General features: G+C 73.0%; 16 protein-coding genes. 12 read left to right on the forward strand and 4 right to left on the reverse strand.

Annotation, left to right across the window (positions count from 1 at the left end):
- Positions 1 to 64: 64 nt before the first annotated feature.
- On the reverse strand, positions 65 to 1,039 hold the full coding sequence (locus tag ACQEUU_RS24850) for a threonine ammonia-lyase (protein WP_433070005.1): 975 nt from the start codon (positions 1,037 to 1,039) through the stop codon (positions 65 to 67).
- Positions 1,040 to 1,225: 186 nt separating this feature from the next.
- Between ACQEUU_RS24850 and ACQEUU_RS24855 the strand changes: the two genes are divergently transcribed.
- Positions 1,226 to 2,083 carry a hypothetical protein gene (locus ACQEUU_RS24855; protein WP_433070008.1) on the forward strand — a complete coding sequence of 286 codons (858 nt, stop codon included), beginning with the start codon at positions 1,226 to 1,228 and terminating at the stop codon, positions 2,081 to 2,083.
- A gap of 459 nt (positions 2,084 to 2,542) precedes the next feature.
- Entirely contained in the window at positions 2,543 to 2,962 is a 420-nt protein-coding gene (locus ACQEUU_RS24860; RefSeq protein ID WP_433070011.1) for a DUF7144 family membrane protein, read from the forward strand.
- Between the two features lie 60 nt (positions 2,963 to 3,022).
- Here ACQEUU_RS24860 and ACQEUU_RS24865 read toward each other — a convergent pair whose 3' ends face one another.
- The gene (locus ACQEUU_RS24865; RefSeq protein ID WP_433070014.1) at positions 3,023 to 4,150 is read right to left on the reverse strand and encodes an AI-2E family transporter; all 1,128 of its coding nucleotides are present in this window, start codon (positions 4,148 to 4,150) and stop codon (positions 3,023 to 3,025) included.
- A 75-nt stretch (positions 4,151 to 4,225) separates the two neighbouring features.
- Positions 4,226 to 5,017 (reverse strand): IclR family transcriptional regulator, encoded by a 792-nt coding sequence (locus tag ACQEUU_RS24870; RefSeq protein ID WP_433070017.1) that lies wholly within the window; start codon positions 5,015 to 5,017, stop codon positions 4,226 to 4,228.
- Between the two features lie 67 nt (positions 5,018 to 5,084).
- Here ACQEUU_RS24870 and ACQEUU_RS24875 point away from each other — a divergent pair, with 67 nt between their 5' ends.
- The 5 genes from ACQEUU_RS24875 (at position 5,085) to ACQEUU_RS24895 (ending at position 9,956) form a co-directional block, all read left to right on the forward strand.
- Positions 5,085 to 6,254: a cupin domain-containing protein gene (locus ACQEUU_RS24875; protein ID WP_433070020.1), complete on the forward strand. Its 1,170-nt coding sequence runs from the start codon at positions 5,085 to 5,087 to the stop codon at positions 6,252 to 6,254.
- Positions 6,251 to 7,099, forward strand: a complete 849-nt coding sequence (locus tag ACQEUU_RS24880) for a fumarylacetoacetate hydrolase family protein (RefSeq protein ID WP_433070023.1) — start codon at positions 6,251 to 6,253, stop codon at positions 7,097 to 7,099. Before ACQEUU_RS24875 ends, ACQEUU_RS24880 begins: the two co-directional genes overlap by 4 nt.
- Positions 7,099 to 7,809 (forward strand): maleylpyruvate isomerase family mycothiol-dependent enzyme, encoded by a 711-nt coding sequence (locus ACQEUU_RS24885; RefSeq protein ID WP_433070026.1) that lies wholly within the window; start codon positions 7,099 to 7,101, stop codon positions 7,807 to 7,809. The genes ACQEUU_RS24880 and ACQEUU_RS24885 overlap by 1 nt, the downstream gene beginning before the upstream one ends.
- A 28-nt stretch (positions 7,810 to 7,837) precedes the next feature.
- The gene (locus ACQEUU_RS24890; RefSeq protein ID WP_433070029.1) at positions 7,838 to 9,121 is read left to right on the forward strand and encodes an FAD-dependent oxidoreductase; all 1,284 of its coding nucleotides are present in this window, start codon (positions 7,838 to 7,840) and stop codon (positions 9,119 to 9,121) included.
- Positions 9,122 to 9,287: 166 nt separating this feature from the next.
- Entirely contained in the window at positions 9,288 to 9,956 is a 669-nt protein-coding gene (locus ACQEUU_RS24895) for a response regulator (RefSeq protein ID WP_433070031.1), read from the forward strand.
- A gap of 23 nt (positions 9,957 to 9,979) precedes the next feature.
- Here the strand turns inward: ACQEUU_RS24895 and ACQEUU_RS24900 are convergent, their stop codons facing one another.
- Positions 9,980 to 11,056: a saccharopine dehydrogenase family protein gene (locus ACQEUU_RS24900; RefSeq protein WP_433070033.1), complete on the reverse strand. Its 1,077-nt coding sequence runs from the start codon at positions 11,054 to 11,056 to the stop codon at positions 9,980 to 9,982.
- 215 nt (positions 11,057 to 11,271) lie between these two features.
- Between ACQEUU_RS24900 and ACQEUU_RS24905 the strand changes: the two genes are divergently transcribed.
- The 5 genes from ACQEUU_RS24905 to ACQEUU_RS24925 all read left to right on the forward strand — a co-directional run bounded on the left by ACQEUU_RS24905 (position 11,272) and on the right by ACQEUU_RS24925 (position 18,012).
- On the forward strand, positions 11,272 to 12,228 hold the full coding sequence (locus ACQEUU_RS24905) for a LysR family transcriptional regulator (RefSeq protein ID WP_433070036.1): 957 nt from the start codon (positions 11,272 to 11,274) through the stop codon (positions 12,226 to 12,228).
- A gap of 110 nt (positions 12,229 to 12,338) precedes the next feature.
- Positions 12,339 to 13,736, forward strand: a complete 1,398-nt coding sequence (locus ACQEUU_RS24910) for an MBL fold metallo-hydrolase (RefSeq protein ID WP_433070039.1) — start codon at positions 12,339 to 12,341, stop codon at positions 13,734 to 13,736.
- 320 nt (positions 13,737 to 14,056) lie between these two features.
- Positions 14,057 to 15,403: a hemolysin family protein gene (locus ACQEUU_RS24915; RefSeq protein ID WP_433070042.1), complete on the forward strand. Its 1,347-nt coding sequence runs from the start codon at positions 14,057 to 14,059 to the stop codon at positions 15,401 to 15,403.
- Positions 15,400 to 16,422, forward strand: a complete 1,023-nt coding sequence (locus tag ACQEUU_RS24920) for a hemolysin family protein (protein ID WP_433070045.1) — start codon at positions 15,400 to 15,402, stop codon at positions 16,420 to 16,422. Before ACQEUU_RS24915 ends, ACQEUU_RS24920 begins: the two co-directional genes overlap by 4 nt.
- Positions 16,423 to 16,713: 291 nt before the next feature.
- Positions 16,714 to 18,012, forward strand: coding sequence for a hemolysin family protein (locus ACQEUU_RS24925; RefSeq protein ID WP_433070048.1), 1,299 nt, complete (start codon positions 16,714 to 16,716; stop codon positions 18,010 to 18,012).
- Positions 18,013 to 18,048 lie beyond the last annotated feature (36 nt).

The raw sequence follows: 18,048 nt of genomic DNA on the forward strand, positions 1-18,048 counted from the left end.
ATCGCTCAGGTCGGCTCACTCCCCGTACGAGGCCGTACGGCGCGGCGCCCGGCGAAGGCGGGTCTCACGCGCCGGCCCAGCGGCGGTAGGCGTCCATGTCGACGTTGCCGCCGCAGATGACGGTGGCCACGTGGCGTCCGGCGAACCGGTCGCGGTCCTCCAGGACGGCGGCGACGCCGAGGGCGGCCGAGGGCTCCGCGACGAGCCCCGCGTGCTCCAGGAGCAGCCGCATGCCCGCGACGATCGACTCCTCCCGGACCAGGACGGCGTCGTCGGCGACCTGCAGGAGGTCGTCCAGGACCGCGGCGATGGGATACCGGCCGGCCACGCCGTCGGCGATGGTGTCGGCGGTCTCGGTGGTGACGACCCGGCGCTCGTGCCAGGAGCGGGTCATCGCGGGCGCGCCGAGGGGCTGCACGCAGATCACCTCGGCCTCGGGCAGCAGGCTCTTCACGACATAGCCGACGCCGGTGGCCATCGCGCCGCCGCCCAGGGCGATCAGGACGGCGTCGAACGCGGGCGACCCGCTCGCCAGCTCCAGGCCGATGGTCGCCGCGCCCTCGCAGGTCTCGATGTCCAGGCTGTCCTCGACCAGCCGGACGTCGCGCCGGCGCGCGAGGCTCACCGCCCGCTCCCTGGCCGTCTCGAAGTCGCCCTCCACCAGCTCCAGCTCGGCGCCCAGCGCGCGGATCCGCTCCAGCTTGGCGGCGGGCGCCCGGCGCGGGGCCACCACCGTCACGTCGAGGCCTCGGCGGCGGCCCGACCAGGCGAGCGCCTGGCCGAGGTTGCCGGCGCTGGCGCACACCACCTCCGCCCGGCCCTCGCCGGCCAGCAGGCTCGTGACGAGCTCGGTCCCCCTGCCCTTGAAGCTGCGGACCGGGTTCGCCGTCTCCAGCTTGACGGTGACCGGGCAGCCCAGCCGACGTCCCAGCGCGTCGCACTCGTACTGAGGCGTGTCCAGGAACCGCCGATCGATCACGGCGCGAGCGGCGCGGATCCGGTCGAGGTCGAGGCGGGTGTCGGGGATGACCGGACGCATGGTCCCCATTCCACCACCGCCCCGCGCAGTCCCACCACCCGGGACGCGCCACCTGTTTCCGGGATGACGTCTTCCTGCGATGACGTCGCCGGCCGCGCCTCGCCCGGCCGTGGAGCAACGAAACGTTGATCCACGGCGATGTCGAGCTGTCAGGTTCTCACCCTTTCGACGTGCGGGAGCGCAGCGATGGTGGATCTCGGTTTCGTCGGCCCCAGCCGCCCGGCCAATGACTACCGCTTCTTCGAGGTGATCGACGGCGACACCCCGAAGATCGAGATGTCGATCCGGATGGTGTCGATCGACACCCCGGAGAGCGAGTTCGGCGGCGGCCCGGTCACCGCCCAGGCCACGCTGGACCGGACCAGGGAGCGGCTGCGCGACGGGACCTACGACGCGCTCCCTGCCGAACTGCGCGAGCACCTCGTCGCGCGCCTCACCCCGGACGCCGCGCGGCGGCACCTGAGCGCCGGCAAGCTGGCCGCGGAAGCGCACCGGAGCATGGTGAACACCCGGCTGAGGCGGCCGGACGGCTCGCAGCGCAAGCTGGCCGTCATCGCCACCGGCGAGCTCGTCGAGCAGAACGGCCGGCTGCTGGCCTACACCGCTCCCTGGTTCGCGGGCACGGCCTCCGACCCGCTGCCGCCGCGCGACCACCCCGACCGGCGCACCTTCAACCTCGACCTGGTGGCCCTCGGCTGGGCCGCCACCTTCGTCATCTACCCGTCCATCCCACGGCCCTCCGACCTGAACCTGCTGCTGTCGGAGGCCGACGACGCCTGGCGCGAGCGGCGCGGGGCCTGGGCCGAGTTCGGCGCGGACCTGCTGCTGGGGTACGAGTACCGGGCCTGCGTCAAACTCGGCGTCGCCGACCTGGAGGACCCGGCCGCCGCGATCGCGGGCGCGTACCAGCGGGTCTGCGTCGACCTGCGCACGCTCACCGAGGTGGGCCTGTTCGGTTATCACCGGGTGCCGCCCGCCCATCGGCTCTGGATCTGGGCCACAGACCTGGAGCGCGCCCGTACGGATCTGCCGCTCGTGAGCTGATCCCGGCATTTCCCTTTCTCGGCCGCTGGACATTCACCGTAAGGCAAAAGCCTCATAGGCGGAGGGGCCCGCGTTTCAAGCCCGTCGGGCTCCGGCACCATACCAGCGGAAATCCCTGCATCGCGGCCTCACGGCGCCACTTCACCGCAATGTCCACTTTGACCACTTTTAGACAAATATGAGGAGACTGTCGGGGCGCTCGCCGGGCGGGAGGAATAGAGTGGCTAGCTAGATGCATCCGAATCGGCCCGACCGCTGGTTTCCCGGAAGACAGCACACGAACTCAGCGCACAGGCGGAAAGGCGACCGCGGACCACCGCGGGCTCATGCCGCGAGACAACCGCCACGCGGAGGGAGACGGCCATGAATCAGCCACGTTCCGCACGACCGCAGGAGGCGTCGCGAGACCAGATTCCTCCTCAAGCCCGAACGGAATCGCCATCGTCGCAACCCCGGCCGGTGGCCGAGCGAGCCGAGCCGACCGGCTGGGTCGGATGGGTGATGCTCGCCGGCGTCGGGATGATCATCGTCGGCTGCTTCCAGGCGTTCATGGGCCTGGTGGGGATCTTCAACACCGACTTCTACGTCGTCACCGCCTCCGGCCTGGCGGTTCCCGTCAACTACACGATCTGGGGATGGTTCCACCTGATCATGGGTGTGATCGTCCTGCTCGCCGGGGCCGCCATCATGTCGGGCAAGACCTGGGGACGGGTGGTCGGCATCGTCCTCGCCTCCATCCAGGCGCTCGTCAACTTCGCGTGGCTGCCCGCCTATCCGTTCTGGTCGACGATCGTCATCGCGATCGACGTCCTCATCATCTACGCCCTGGCCGTCCACGGCAGGGAGATGAAAACGTTCGACAGGAGCGGGGCCATGTAGGCGCCGGACAGGCTCAGAACGAGCCTGAGGGCCGCGCGCGGCCGCTCGGGGAGACCGGCGCTACGGCGCCGGTCTCTTCCCGTCCTCGGGCGGGGGCGGCGCGGCGGCCGTGGCCGCCGCCGGCTCCCGCCGGGTGAGGAACGTGTCCACCAGCGAGAGCAGCATGGCGACCATGGGCACGGCCAGGAACGCGCCCATCGCGCCGAACAGCGACGCCCCGAGGATCACGGCCGCGAAGGAGACCCCGGGATGGATGTCCACGGCCCGCGCGCTGATCCTCGGCTCCAGGGTGAGGTTCTCCACCTGCTGGTAGAGCACCCCCCAGGCCAGCGCCACCAGGCCGATCCAGGGCCGGGCCGAGACCAGCCCCACCACCACCGGCAGCGCGATGGAGATGTAGGTGCCGATGGTCGGCACGAGCTGGGCGACCAGCCCCGTCCAGGCCCCGAGCGCGAGCCAGGACGGCATGCCGATGGCCAGGAACACCAGGGCCGAGGCGGTGCCGTTGATCGCGGCCAGGACGAGCCGGGAGGACACGTACCCGCCGGTCTTGACCGTCGACACGTCCCAGATGCTGATGAACACCTCGCGGGACCGGTCGGGCAGCAACTGGGCGACCCACCTGCGCAGCCTCGGCCCGTCGGCCGAGAGGTAGAACGTCAGCAGCAGCAGGGTGAACAGGTTGAACACCACCCCCGTCACCGTCCCCAGCAGGCCCAGCACGCCGCTGAGCGCCCCTTGCGCGTACTCGGCCGCCTGCTGCGGGGTCAGGTTGATCGAGGCGAGGATGTCGGCGATCTCGTACCGGGTGCCGAGCAGGGCGTTGACCCGGTCGACGGCGCCGGTGATGACGTCCGGCAACGCCCTGAGCAGCAGCGCGACCTGCTGCAGGAACAGCCCGCCGAACAGGGCGAGGAAGATCACCACGGCCACGATGGACACCGTCATCACCAGCAGCGCCGCCCTGCCGCGGCGCGTCCGCCGCGACAGGCGGCGCACGGCGGGCTCCATGGCCAGGGAGAGGAACCACGCCGCGACGAGCATGGTGATCAGCGACCCCGCGTCGATGAGGACGAAGCGTACGAAGAGCACCAGGGCCACGACGGCCGCCACGACGAGCCCGGCACGCCAGATGTTCGCGGGCGCGAGCAGCACCCGCACCGCGGGCGGCTCCTCCGGGCGCTGCATGCCCCTCCCAGGAACGTCTCGGCAGGCTGAGGGGACGCGCCCAAGATACAAGGGCAGCCGGGTTGAGCTGGGCATTCACCGGACGGTCGGCGGGTTCGCGCGGGCGAGGTCGGCCTCGATGGCGCCCGCCGCGCGGGAAAGGGTCTCGACCAGCGACGGCAGCCGGTGCCGGCGGTATCTCGCGCTCGGCATCGACACCGACAGGCCGGCCAGGGCGGCCCCGTCCGGGGCGCGGAGCGGCACGCCGAGCGCCACCACGCCGCGCTCCGAGCGGCCCTGGTTCAGCACGAAACCGTTGTGCCGCACCCGGGCCAGCTCGGCCCGCAGCCGGTCCAGGTCGGGCCGGTCGGCGGGGCGGTCGGCGTACCGGTCGGCCGGATAGACCGCCTCCAGCTCCTCGTCGGTGAGCCGGGCCAGCAGGAGCAGCCCTGCCGTGGTCCGGTGGGCCGGGAAGACCATGCCCTCACGGGAGCTCACCCGCAGGCTCTGGGAGCACTCGACGCTGGCGATGAACCGGACCGTGTCCCCGGTGCGCACCGCCAGGTTGACGGACTCGCCGAGCACGTCGACGAGCCGGTGCAGGTGCGGCAGGGTCGCCGCGCGCAGCCGGGAGGCGAGCGAGGGCGAGTGGGCGGCGAGCTCCAGGACCGGGCCGGCCCGGTAGAGGCGCCGGTCGTCCTGGACGGCGAAGTCGCGGTAGACCAGCATCGCGAGCAGCCGGTGGGCGGTGGAGCGGGCCACGCCCAGCCGCTCGGCGACCTCCGAGACGGACAGCTCGCCCTCCAGTTGCAGCATCGTGGCGATCCGCAACGCGTGGTCGACACTGTTGATCATGTAGGTCGGAGGATTCTTGAGCGGCTTGTCCATGGACCTCACGATTCCGCAGGGCAGAATTTGCGTTTCTGAAGAGTGCGGCAGCAGCAAGAATAGCTGTATGAGCAGCCCTGTGACCACGCGAAAGTCCCCGGTCCGGCTCCGCGCGAGCGACGCGCCGGGCCAGCCCGACGTCACTCCCGCGCTGGAGGACCTCTACCGCGGCTTCGAGCAGGAGCTGCTGGTGCCGCTGTGGACGGAGATCGGCGACCTGATGCCGGCCCATCCCCGCTCGCGCGCGGTGCCGCACCTGTGGCACTGGGAGAACCTGCGCAAGCTCGCCGAGCAGGCCGGAACCCTCGTCCCGGTCGGCCGCGGCGGGGAACGGCGGGCGATCGCGCTGGCCAATCCGGGCCTGGGCGGCCGCCCCTTCGCCACCCCCACGCTGTGGGCCGCGATCCAGTACCTGATGCCCGGCGAGGACGCCCCCGAGCACCGCCACACCCAGCACGCCTTCCGCTTCGTCGTCGAGGGCGAGGGCGTGTGGACGGTCGTGAACGGCGACGCCGTCCCGATGCGCCGCGGCGACTTCCTGCCGCAGGCCGGCTGGAACTGGCACGCCCACCACAACGCGACCAGCGAGCCGATGGCCTGGATCGACGGCCTCGACATCCCGTTCCAGTACGCCTCCGACGCCCAGTTCTTCGAGTTCGGCCGCGACGAGATCGGCGAGGCCGAGCGGATCACGCCGGAGCGCTCCCGGTCCGAGCGGCTGTGGGCCCACCCAGGGCTGCGCCCGCTGTCCGCCGGTCAGCTCGCCCCGGGCAGCCCGCTGCTGTCCTACAAGTGGGAGTTCACCGACCGGGCCCTGACCGACCAGCTCGCGCTGGAGTCCGAGGGCTCCGGCGGCACGGTCGAGCCCGGCCACGCCGCCGTCCGCTACACGAACCCGGCCTCCGGCGCCGACGTCCTGCCCACCATCCGGGTCGAGATGCACCGCGTCGTCCGCGGCGCGGAGACCGCCCCGGTCCGCGAGACCGGGTCGTCGGTCTACCAGGTGTTCGACGGCTCCGGCAGCGTCACCGTCGGCGACCGGACCTGGTCGGTGACCCGCGGCGACCTGTTCGTCGTGCCGTCCTGGGAGCCCTTCTCCGCCCGGTCCGAGGCCGGCTCCACCGACTCCGACTCGGGCGCGCTCGACCTGTTCCGGTTCAGCGACTCTCCGATCTTCGAGGCGCTCCGGCTCGACCGCGCCCAGCGCGGCACCCGTACCGAAGGGACCACCCGATGAAGCTCGCCACCCTCCGCGTCGACGGCTCGACCCGCGCCGTGCGGGCCGACGGCGACCGGCTGGTCGACCTGGGCGCCGCCGACCTCGGCGCGTTCCTCGCCCGGGACGACTGGGCCGCCGCGGCCGCGGCCGTCGACGCGGACGCCGCGACGACGTACCCCGCGCTGGGCGCGGACTTCGCGCCGGTCGTGCCGCGCCCCTCGAAGGTCGTCTGCGTGGGGCTCAACTACCGCACCCACATCCAGGAGATGGGGCGCGACCTGCCGCGGCACCCCACGCTGTTCGCGAAGTTCGCCGACAGCCTCATCGGCGCCGCCGACGACATCGTGCTGCCGCCGGAGACCGCCGAGTTCGACTGGGAGGTCGAGCTCGCCGTGGTGATCGGCGCGCCGGTCCGCCGCGCCAGGGGCGCCGCGGCCGAGGCCGCGATCGCCGGGTTCACCGTGCTCAACGACATCACCTGCCGTGACTGGCAGTTCCGCACCCGCGAGTGGCTGCAGGGCAAGACGTGGGACTCCTCCACCCCGGTCGGCCCGTACGTGGTCACTCCTGACGAGCTGCCCGGCGGCGTCCGCCCCCGGGTGGAGGTGAAGCTCACCGTCGACGGCGAGGTCATGCAGCACGACAACACCGCCGACCTGCTCTTCGACCCGGTCGCCCTGGTGGAGTACGTCTCGACGGTGGTGCGTCTCAACCCCGGCGACCTCATCGCCACCGGCACCCCCGGCGGGGTCGGCCACGCCCGCGACCCCAAGCGCTACCTGACCGGCGGCGAGCGCGTCGTCACCGAGATCCAGGGCATCGGCCGGCTGGAGAACACCGTGGCCGAGGAGGAGGCGTCCTGATGCGCCGCACCTTCGAGGACGCCCGGAGCTGGAGCGCGGCCGGCACCGAGCTGTTCCTCGGCGCCGTCGCCGGCTGGGACGAGGAGCAGTACCTCGCCCCCTGCGCTCTTCCCGGCTGGACCCGCAAGCACCTGGTGGCGCACGTGGCGGCGAACGCCGACGCGCTGGGCAACCTGGTGCGCTGGGCCGCCACCGGCGAGAGGACCCCGATGTACTCCTCCAAGGAGCGGCGCGACGCCGACATCGAGGCCGGCTCCGCCAGGCCGGCCGGTGAGCTGTCGGCCTGGCTGCGGGAGTCCGCGGCCCGGCTCGCCGCCGGCGCCGCAGCCCTGAGCGCCGAACAGTGGAACGCCGGCGTGGTCACCGCGCAGGGCCGCACGGTCCCGGCGACCGAGATCCCGTGGATGCGCGCGCGCGAGGTCTACGTGCACGCCGTCGACCTGGCCGCCGGCGTCGCCTTCGCCGACCTGCCCACCGGGTTCCTGACCGCGCTGGCCGACGACGTCGCCGGCAAACGGGGCAACGCGCCCGGGCCCGCGGTCGTCCTCACCGCCACCGACACCGGCGACCACTGGGAACTGCCCGGCGACGGCGCCCCCGCCGCGGTCTCCGGCCCGCTCGCCGAGGTCGTGGCGTACCTCGCGGGCCGCCCGCATCACCTGACCGCGACCGACGGCTCCCCCGCTCCGACCCTGCCGGCGTGGCTGTGAGCGTTCCCGGCACCGAGGAGAGCATGAGATGACACCCCCGCCCGCGAACCCCGCCGACGTCCTGATCGTCGGAGGCGGCATCGGCGGCCTGAGCGCCGCCTACGCCCTGGCCCGCGAGGGCCTGCGGGTGCGCGTGCTGGAGCGGGCCGGCGCGTTCGGCGAGGTCGGCGCCGGCCTCCAGATCGCGCCCAACTGCACCCGGATCCTGCACGACTACGGCCTGCTCGACGAGGCCAAGAGCCTCGGCGTGCTGCCGAGGAGCATGGTGATGCGCGACGCCGTGGACGGCGGCGAGCTGACCCGCCTGGACCTGACCGACCTGGAACGCGTGTACGGCTTCCCGTACCTGGTCATCCACCGCAGCGACCTGCACGGCGTCTTCCTGCGCGCCTGCCGTCGCGAGGGAGTGGACCTGGTCACCGACGCCCGCGTCACCGGCTACGAGAACACCCCGTCCGGGGCCCGGGTGCTGCTGGCGGACGGCCGCGCCGACGAGGGGCGGATCGTCATCGCCGCCGACGGCCTGCACTCCGTCGCCCGCCGGCTCCTGACCGACGACGAGCCGGTCAGCTCCTCCTACGTCGCCTACCGCGCCGCCCTGCCCATCGGGCAGGCCGGGCGCGACGTCGACCTCAGCGAGGTCTCGGTCCACGTCGGACCGCGCTGCCACTTCGTGCGGTACGGGCTGCGCGGCGGCGAGATGCTCAACCAGGTCGCGGTCTTCCAGTCGCCCAAGGCCGTCGCCGGCGAGGAGGACTGGGGCACCCCCGACGAGCTCGACAGCGCCTTCGCCGCGACCTGCCCGGACGTGCGGGCCGGCATCCCGCTGATGTGGCGCGACCGCTGGTGGCGGATGTACGACCGCGATCCCCTCATGACCTGGGTCCACGGCAACGTCGCGCTGCTCGGCGACGCCGCGCATCCGCCGCTGCAGTACATGGCGCAGGGCGCGATCATGGCCATCGAGGACGGCTGGGTGCTCGCCAGGCACGTCGCCGCCCGCCGCGCCGAGGACGGCGCGATCGACTGGCAGGGCGCGCTCGCGGCCTACGAGGCCGTCCGCCCCGAGCACTGCCGGCGCGTGCTGACCACGGCCCGAGCCTGGGGCGAGCTGTGGCACCTGGACGGCCTGCCCCGCCTCCAGCGCAACGCGCTGCTGCGGGCCCGCGACCCCTACGACTACTCGTTCACCGACTGGATCTACGGCCCCACGGCGCTGACGCCGGAGGAGGAGCCGCCCATGTTCACGCCGATCCCGCTGGACACGGCGAACCCGGCGGGGAGGCTCCGGTCATCGCAACCGGTACGTTGATGACGTGGTACGTCGGCAAGACCTACGCCATGCTCAGCGAAGGCCGCCGCGCCGCGAACGCGTCGCCGTCGCCCTGACCGAGGCCATGGGCGGCGCTCGAGGAGACCCCGGGAGGCGGCCTCACCATGATCGTCAGCATGTCCGTCCACACCGCCGCCACGACGCCATGACCAAGATCCTCATCGTCGACGACGAACCGCAGATCCTGCGCGCCCTGCGCATCAACCTGACCGCCCGCCACTACGACGTCGCCCTCGCCGCCGACGGCGCCTCCGCCCTGCGCCAGGCCGCCGAATGGCACCCCGACCTGATCGTGCTCGACCTCGGCCTGCCCGACCTCGACGGCGTGGACGTCATCCACGGCCTGCGCGGCTGGACCCGCACCCCCATCGTCGTGCTGTCCGGCCGCGCCGACAGCCACGACAAGATCGAAGCCCTGGACGCCGGCGCCGACGACTACGTGACGAAACCGTTCGCCATCGACGAGTTCCTGGCCCGGGTCCGCGCCGTCGCCCGCCGCGCCACCACCCCCGAGACCGAACTCGCGAGCATCGAGATCGGCGGGCACACCATCGACCTGACCCGCAAGACCGTCTCCGGCGGGCCCCGGCTCACCCCCACCGAATGGCACATCCTGGAGATCCTGCTGCGCAACCCGGGCAAGCTCGTCCCCCAGCGCCACCTGCTGACGGAAGTGTGGGGCAGCCAGTACGTCAAGGAGACCCACTACCTGCGCCAGTACATGGCCCAGCTGCGCAAGAAGCTCGAACGCGACCCCGCCCACCCCCGGCACCTGATCACCGAACCCGGCATGGGCTACCGCTACACCCCCTGACGCCGGCCGCCGTCCCGGCGGGGTCAGCGGACCGCGTGGTGGTCGTGGTGCGCGACGGTCATCCGGTGCCGTGCCAGTTCGTCGAGGAACGGTCCGGCGGGCAGGAGCCGGTCGAGGTGCACCACCCCGGGCGGAGCCGGCTCGGTGAACAGGAGGCGGGCCACCTCCGCCGTCACGACAGCGGTGGCCTGGCAGGTGTCGCGGCCCGTGACGGTGCTCGACACCGTTTCTCCCACGGCGCCGGACGCGGCCACGTGCACGACGAACCGGTCGGAGCCGAGGTGGACGCGGGTGAGAGCGGAGACGAGCAGCGGTTCGGCACGCAGCCGGTGCGCCAGGTCGAAGAACCGGGCCGCCCGCAGGCCGAAGAGCGCCGAGGTGACGAAGGCCGAGTCGAAACAGATCCGCGTCGTGGCCGGCACCCGCAACGTCTCGCTGATCACGTACTGGTCGGAGAAGGGGAACGGGTGGACGGTGCGGAGCTCGCGCTCCCCCAGCCGCACCCGCGCGCGCCGCCCGGCGGGACCGCGCGGCCGGTCCGGGGCCGTGAGCTGCTCGACGATCCAGCGCACCGAATCCGGTCCGTGGTCGCCGCCCATCCCGAGCAGCAGGCTGATGTCCACCGCCTCGGCCGAGGGCAGGCGTTCGGCGCAGTGACGGGCCAGCAGGTTGGTGAGTCCCGGAGCCACGCCGACGCTGAGCACGGCTGTAGCGCCCGTGCGCAGCGCGAGCGGGTCCAGCGCGGTGATCGCCCGGATCAGCCGGGCGGACGCGGTGATGTCGACGTAGTGCACCCCGCGGCTGAGACATGCCCGGGCCACCGCCGCGTTGGCGCGCTCCACGCACATCACCACGACCGCCGCGTCGTCGAGCAGCCGGTCCACCTCCACCGGATCGCGGACGTCGACCCGGGCCGCCCGGACCGCGCCCCCGGTGGACGCGGTCAGGTCCGCCGCCTTCGCCGGGTCACGTCCCGCGGCCACGACGCGGCCGGGGAACCACGTCCCGAGCGCGGTGGCGGTCGGACCGCCGACGGCGCCGTAGCCGCCGATGACGACGATGGACGTGCCGGTGCCGTGCGCGCCGTCGCTCCTGTGCATGGTCCGCCTCCGGGGTTCCGCTGAGAGAAGTGCCGTCGTCAGCAGTCTCAGGCCGAAGTTGTTATGTGCACAAATATGGATATTTCATGGCAGCCATGCATTGGGCGCATAGCGTCGCGGGCTGATCGTCTCTTTGACGGATAAATGCGCATTTTCTCGTCAAAGCGGCTATATGACCATGACGCATATCTGAGGGATATTCCTATGATGGAGGCGTGATAGATCCGTGGACCTTACAGGTCACGGCCGAAGTGGCGGAGCGCGGGTCGTTCTCAGCCGCGGCCGAGGCGCTGTCCATGACCCAGCCCGCCGTGTCCCGGCAGGTCAGCGGCCTGGAGCGCCGGCTCCGCGTGAGCCTGTTCCGGCGTACGTCCCGGGGCGTCAGACCGACCGCCGCCGGCGAGATCGTCGTGCGGCAGGCGAAGGACATCCTGGCCCGGCTGCGCGACCTGGAACTGCGGCTCGGGGCCTTCACCGACATGGAGACCGGGGACCTGCGGATGTCGGCGTTCTCCAGCGCCAACACCTTTTTCACGCCCGAGGTCATCCGGCGTTTCGACCTGGCCCATCCCGGGATCACCCTCAGCCTCATGCGCGACGATCCCGCCGGGCCGCTGACCGCGCTCAAGGAAGGGAAGGTCGACCTCGCGCTGATCACCGCCTGGAGCCTGTACGCCGACCCGGCCGAGGCCAAGAACGATCCGGCGGCCAAATCGCTCGGCCCGGAGGCCCTCACCGCGCTCGACCTGGTGCCGCTGCTGGACGAGGAGTTCGAGGTCGCCCTGCCTGCGGACCATCCGCTGGCCCGGCACCGCCGGGTGCGGCTGTCCGACCTGCACGGCGAGCGATGGGTCGAAGGCGGCCATCCCGACTGTCTCGGCCCGATCCCCCAGCTGGCCAAGGCCCTGGGCGCGGCCCCCAGGACGGCGTTCTTCTGCGAGGACTGGAACGGCAAGCAGGCCCTGGTCGCGGGCGGCTCCGCCATCATGCTGGTGCCGACGCTCGCGCGGCGGGCCGTGCGCCCCGACGTGGCCCTGCGCCCGACCGTCCCCGCGCTGCCCGCCCGGCGGCTGTACGCGGCGTCGATGGCGCCGCCCTTCCGCCTGCCGTCCGTGACGGCCCTGCTGGCCGTCCTCGCCGGCGTGGGCCGGGAGCAGGCGCCGGGCGCCTGACCCGCCCGGCCGGTCCGGGTGCGTCGCCGGTCTTTCCGGGCAGTCGCCGGGGACCGTACGACGACGGCCCGCACGACAACCGGACACGACCACGCGAAGGCGGCAGCACGATGACCACGATCCACGTCGAGGTGGTGGAGACCTCCTCCCTGGGCGACCGCAGCTACCTTGCCCATGACGGCCGGGTGGCGCTGGTGGTCGACCCGCAGCGCGACGTCGACCGCGTCCTGGCTCTGGCCGGCCGGCTCGGCGTGCGCGTCACCCACGTGGCCGAGACGCACCTGCACAACGACTACGTCTCCGGCGGGCTGGCGCTGGCCCGGCTGACCGGCGCGGCCTATCTGGTGGCGGGCGCCGACACCGTCGCCTTCGAGCGGCTGCCGGTCGCCGACGGCGACGAGATAGCCGTCTCCGACGCCATGCGCGTCGCGGTGGTGGCCACCCCTGGCCACACCTTCCACCACCTGTCGTACGTCCTGTACGGCTCCCGGGGCGCGGAGAGCGTCTTCACCGGCGGGTCGCTGCTGTTCGGCACCACCGGCCGCACCGACCTGCTGGGCGAGCGGCACGCCCGCGCGCTGGCCCACCGCCAGCACGCCTCGGTGCGCCGCCTGGCCGACCTGCTGCCCGACGGCGCGCAGGTCTGGCCCACCCACGGCTTCGGCAGCTTCTGCGCCGCGACGCAGTCCGACGCCGCGTCCTCCACCATCGGCCGCGAGCGGCGGGTGAACGCGGCGCTGCGGCTGGAGGCCGACGACTTCGTCGCCCGTACCTTGGCGGGCCTGGACGCCTTCCCGGCCTACTACGCCCATCTGGGCGCGCGCAACAGCGCGGGCCCGGAGCCGATCGACCTGACCCCGGTCGAGACGGCCGACCCCGGACGGCTGCGCGAGCGGATCGAGGCCGGCGAGTGGGTGGTGGACCTGCGCTCCCGCAAGGCCTTCGCCACCCGGCACCTGGCCGGCACCCTGAGCTTCGGCCTGGACGGCCCGATGGCGACCTGGCTGGGCTGGCTGGTCCCGTGGGGTGCGCCCATCACCCTGCTGGGCGAGAGCGCCGATCAGGTCGCCGCCGCCCAGCGCGAGCTGGCCCGCATCGGCGTCGACCGCCCGGCCGCCGCCGCCGCCGGCGCCCCGGAGGGGTGGGCGGGCGGCGACGAGACCCGGCTGGCCGGGCTGCCGGTCGCCACGTTCGCCGACCTGGCCGCGGCCCGCGCCGGACGGGTCCCGCCCGGCCTGCCCGCCCCCGACCTGGTGCTCGATGTGCGGCTGGGCGGGGAGTGGCGTGCCGGTCACGTCGAGGGCGCCGTCCACCTCCCGCTGCCCGAACTGCCCGAACGGCTGGCCGAGGTGCCGGAGGGGACGGTGTGGGTGCACTGCGGCACGGGCTACCGGGCCGCGGTGGCGGCCGCCCTGCTGGCCCGCGCCGGGCGGCAGGCGGTGCACGTCGACGACGCCTTCGACGACGCCGCCGGGGCGGGGCTGGTCGTCACCGCCCCCGAAGACTGAGCGCCGGAAGGGCCCTCGGGCCGCCCGCTCAGGGACGGGTCGTACGGCCTTCGTCAGGGTTGAGGTGAGATACCGACTACAACCGTCATATGTCCTTTTTCCTGCTTATTGCCTGGGAAAGTGCCTCCCTTTGACGGTTGATGCCGGGCGATCGGCTAGCGTTCTGGCGGCGTATGCGGGCGGGGCCTGCTCGCATACGCCGTTCCACCGGCGGCATGTCGGGTGAGCCTGGAAGGAAGGGAAAAGATGGTGGTGCCGGTGCCGGCGGACCTGGACAGGCGAGCGCGCCGAGGTGCGTTCCCGGGCCCGGGGGTCGCGCGATGAGCGTGGCGCTGGGCCTGGTGGCCATCTTCGTGCTCACCCTCGCCACCGGTTACTTCGTCGCCCAGGAGTTCGCCTACGTCAGCGCCGACCGGCTCGCGCTCACGCAGCAGGCGGCGGCGGGCGACAAGAAGGCGGCCAAGGCCGTCAAGGTGATGGAGCGGCTGTCGTTCATGCTGTCGGGCGCGCAGCTCGGCATCACCGTCACCGCGCTCGTGGTCGGCTTCATCGCCCGCCCGGCACTCGCCGAGCTGATCGCGCCCGCGCTGACCGGGCTCGGCATGCCCCCCGCCGCTGTGGGGGCGGTGGCGCTGGCGATCGGGTTCGCGCTGGCGACGATCATCCAGATGATCCTCGGCGAGCTCGCCCCGAAGAACCTGGCGCTGGCCAGGCCGGAGCCGCTGGCCCGCGCGCTGGCCACGTCCACGCTGGTCTACCTGGCCGTGGCCGGGCCGATCATCAGGCTGTTCGACTCGGCCGCCAACCGGCTGCTGCGCGCGGTGGGGATCGAGCCGGTCGAGGAGCTGCACCACGGCGCCACCCTGGAGGAGCTGGGCCACATCATCGGCGAGTCCGAGGCGCACGGCCATCTGCCCGGGAGCCACGCCGACGTGCTGGAGCGGGCGCTGGCGTTCTCCGACCACACGGCCGGAGAGGTCATGATCCCGCGGGCCGACGTGGTGGCCGTGCCCGTGTCGGCGACCGTCGCGGAGCTGGACGAGCTCATCGCCGCCAACGGCCACACGCACTACCCGGTGCTCACCGCCACGATGGACGACGTGGTGGGGCTGGTCAGCCTGCGTGACGTCGCCGCGGTGCCGGTCGGCGCCTCGGCCACCACCCGGGTGGGCGAGCTGGCCCGGGACGTGCTGGTCGTGCCGTTCTCGCAGCCGCTGCCCGACCTCGCCGCCGCACTGCACGCGCGGGGCGAGGAGGTGGCCTGCGTGGTGGACGAGCACGGCGGCCTGGCCGGGCTGGTGACCTGGGAGGACGTAGCCGAGGAGCTGGTCGGTGAGATCGCCGACGAGAACGACGCCGCGGCGCCGTCCGCGGTGCGGCGCGGCGACGGCTGGGAGCTGGACGCGGGCCTGCGCATCGACGAGATCGCCCTGGCCACGGATCTGAACCTGCCGGACAAGGACGACTACGACACCCTGGCCGGGCTGATCCTGCACCGGCTGGGCCGTTTCGCCGTCCCCGGCGACGTCATCACCGCCGACCTGCCGGCCACCCTCGACCAGGACGCGCCCACACACGTCCGCGTCGAGGTGCTGACCCTCCACCGGCACGTCCCCGGACGCGTCCGCATGACCCCGTACCGGCACGAAGGCGAGCAGCAGCAGTGAACCTGACCCTGGGCCTGGCCCTCACCCTGTTCCTGCTGGTCGGCAACGGCTTCTTCGTCGCCGCCGAGTTCGCCCTGGTCGCCGCCAAGCGCCACCGTCTGGAGAAGGCGGCCGCGCAGGGCAGCCGGGCCGCCGCGGCCGCCGTGGCCGGGATCAAGGAGCTCTCGCTCATGCTCGCCGGCGCGCAGCTCGGCATCACGCTGTGCTCGCTCGGCCTCGGCGTGGTCTCCGAGCCGCTCATCGCCGGCACGCTCACCCCGCTGTTCCACGCCATGGGGCTGCCGGAGGCCGCCGCGCACGCGGTCGCCTTCGTCATCGCGCTGGCCATCGTGACCTTCCTGCACATGGTGCTCGGCGAGATGGCGCCCAAGTCCTGGGCGATCGCCCATCCCGAGCGCTCGGCCACCGCCCTGGCGCTGCCGTTCCGCGCCTTCACGCTGGTGGTTCGCCCTCTGATCAGCGTGCTGAACACGATCAGCGACGGCCTGCTGCGGCTGTTCAAGGTGCGGCCGCGGGAGGGGGACGCCAACCCGCGCACCCCCGAGCAGCTCAGGCACCTGGTGGAGGAGTCGCGCAGGCTCGGCCTCATCGAGGCCGAGGACCACGCGGTGCTCAGCCAGGCCCTGCACGCCCCGAACGCGGGCATCGCCGAGCTGATCACCCCGATGGACCGGGTGGTCGGCGTGCCCGCCGCCGCCTCGGCCCAGGAGGTGATCGACGCCTGCCTGGCCGCCCGGCGCTCGCGCCTGCTCGTCGGCCCCGCCTCGGCGCCGCTGGGCGTGGTCCACCTCCGCGACGCCTACCTGGCCCGCCGCAGCGGCCGCGAGGTCACGGCGGAGCAGCTCGCCTACCGCGTCCCGGCCCTGCCGGCCGGCTCGTCGGTGGCGGAGGCGGTGGCGACGCTCCGGGCCGGCCACAGCCAGCTCGCGCTGGTCCGCGACGACGACGGCGGCGACGGCGGCGCGGCGGGCATCGTCAGCCTCGACGACCTGCTCACCACCTTGCTGGTGCGGGCCTGACCGGGGCAAGCGGTCCCGCCAGTCCGGAACTATGGCGATATTTCGTCCGTTATTCGCCGTAACGACCGCTGTCAGGCGAAGAGCGGAGAGCTGTGGAGGAGTGCAGTACCGAGCCGGGTCCCGGCCCGGCGCACTACCTTGACCGGCAGCTCCGCAAGCCGCCGGCGCGCTCGCGCAGGTCGCCCCGTGGCGGGCGGAGGCTGCCTCGTCAGCCCCGGCCCGCGCGCGGCCGGCTGACGCACATCCCCTCACCGGCCGCCGTGCCGGATCTCGTCAAGGAGTTCTTCTGCCGTGGACGGCTATTGGTTTCAGCTCGCCCTCGTCGTGGTCCTGATCGTCATCAACGCGATCTTCGCGGGCAGCGAGCTCGCGCTGATCTCGCTGCGTGAGGGCCAGCTGCGACGGCTGGAGCAGCGTGGCTCCGGCGGGCGGGCCCTGGTCCGCCTGGCTCGCGACCCCAACCAGTTCCTGGCCACCATCCAGCTGGTCATCACCCTGGCGGGCTTCCTGGCCTCGGCCACCGCCGCCGTGACGCTGTCCGAACCCCTGGTGCCGCTGCTCGGCTTCCTCGGCGGCGCGGCCGGCCCGGTGGCGATCGTGCTGGTGACGATCGTCCTGACGTTCCTCACCCTGGTCTTCGGCGAGCTCGCGCCCAAGCGGGTCGCCATGCAGCGCGCCGAGACCTGGGCCATGCTCGTCGCCCGGCCGCTGAGCTTCATCGCCGCGCTGTCCCGCCCCATCGTGTGGGCGCTGGCCAAGTCCACCGACATGGCGGTCCGCGTCATGGGCGGCGACCCCCGCATGCACCGCGAGGAGATCAGCCCGGAGGAGATCCGCGACCTCGTCGCCACCCACCGCGGCTTCACCCCCGAGCAGCGCCTGATCATCTCCGGCGCCGTCGAGATCAGCGAGCGCGTCCTGCGCGAGGTCCTCGTCTCCCGCCGCGAGGTCTTCACCCTGTACGCCGACACCGCCGTCGCCGAGGCACGCGGCCTGCTGGCCGCCTCCGGCCACTCGCGCGCTCCCGTGGTCCGCAACCGGGGCCTGGACGACACCGTCGGCATCGCCAACCTGCGCGACCTGCTGACCGACGAGAGCGCCGTCACCGCCGCCGACGTGGCCCGTCCCCCGCTGCTGCTGCCCGACAGCCTGGCCGTCTCCGACGCCCTGCGCCGCTTCAAGGCCGAACGCCAGCAGTTCGCCCTCGTCATCGACGAGCGCGGCTCCGTCGACGGCATCGTCACCCTGGAGGACCTCCTGGAGGAGGTCGTCGGCGAGATCTACGACGAGACCGACCGCGACGTGATCGAGATCCGCCGCGAGGCCGACGGCAGCATGCTGGTGCCCGGCACCTTCCCTGTCCACGACCTGCCCGATCTCGGCGTCCACCTGGAGGACCGCCCCGACGGCGACTACACCACCGTGGCCGGGCTCGTCCTGGCCCTGCTCGGCCACGTGCCCACCGCCCCCGGCGGCACCGTCGCCACCGGCGGCTGGCGGCTGCGCGTGCAGGACGTCGACGGCCACGCCATCACGCGGGTCCGCCTGAGCCCCGCCCCGGTCGCCGAGGCGGCTGAGCCGACCGCCTGACGCCCGTCGGCGAGAGGCGCGGACCGGCCAGGTGTG

The organism is Nonomuraea sp. CA-218870, assembly GCF_050936535.1.
GTDB classification, from domain to species: Bacteria; Actinomycetota; Actinomycetes; order Streptosporangiales; family Streptosporangiaceae; genus Nonomuraea; species Nonomuraea corallina.